The sequence below is a fragment of the Pseudomonas sp. 43(2021) genome, assembly GCF_017490805.1.
In the GTDB taxonomy this organism is placed as follows: Bacteria; Pseudomonadota; Gammaproteobacteria; order Pseudomonadales; family Pseudomonadaceae; genus Aquipseudomonas.
Window position 1 is genome coordinate 1 of the sequence record NZ_JAFGYJ010000450.1, and the last position, 463, is coordinate 463.

1 protein-coding gene and 1 pseudogene are annotated in these 463 nt (G+C 60.7%); one reads left to right on the forward strand and one right to left on the reverse strand.

Annotated elements, in window-relative coordinates:
- Nucleotides 1–158, forward strand: a 158-nt coding sequence (locus tag J5M71_RS28115) for a helix-turn-helix domain-containing protein (protein WP_207838875.1), incomplete at its 5' end; no start/stop codon positions are given.
- On the opposite strand, the pseudogene J5M71_RS28120 reads toward J5M71_RS28115, so the two are convergent.
- Nucleotides 127–463: pseudogene (locus J5M71_RS28120) on the reverse strand (alpha/beta hydrolase); the annotation flags it as partial. The gene J5M71_RS28115 and the pseudogene J5M71_RS28120 overlap by 32 nt on opposite strands.

The following is a 463-nucleotide window of genomic DNA, read 5'->3' on the forward strand; positions in this document are numbered from 1 at the left end:
GCGATACCGGCCTGCCGGTGAAACGCATCGCCGCCAATTGCGGCTTTGGCAGCGAAGAGACGTTGCGGCGCAGTTTTCTCCGTGCCATTGGCGTGACACCGCAGGCTTATCGCGAGCGGTTTTCGGTCAGCGTTGCAGCAGATCCAGTATCGCCTTGAGGGTTTCCTGCGGCGCTTCTTCGGGAATGTTGTGGCCGACACCCGCCAGCACGCGCCGCCCATAAAAGCCGCTGAAATGCTCGGCATCTTCATCAATCAGCTAAGGCGGGCCGACGCCATCATCGCCACCGCACAGCGAAATGCTCGGCACGCTGATCACCGGCTGTGTGGCCAGCGCTTCTTCCATCCACTCCAGGGCTGGATCGCCCGGGGCGTAGCCGAAGCGATGCCGATAGGAATGAATCACCACGTCGACAAAATCAGGATTATCAAAAGCGCCAGCGGTCAGCGGGTAGCGTTCATCC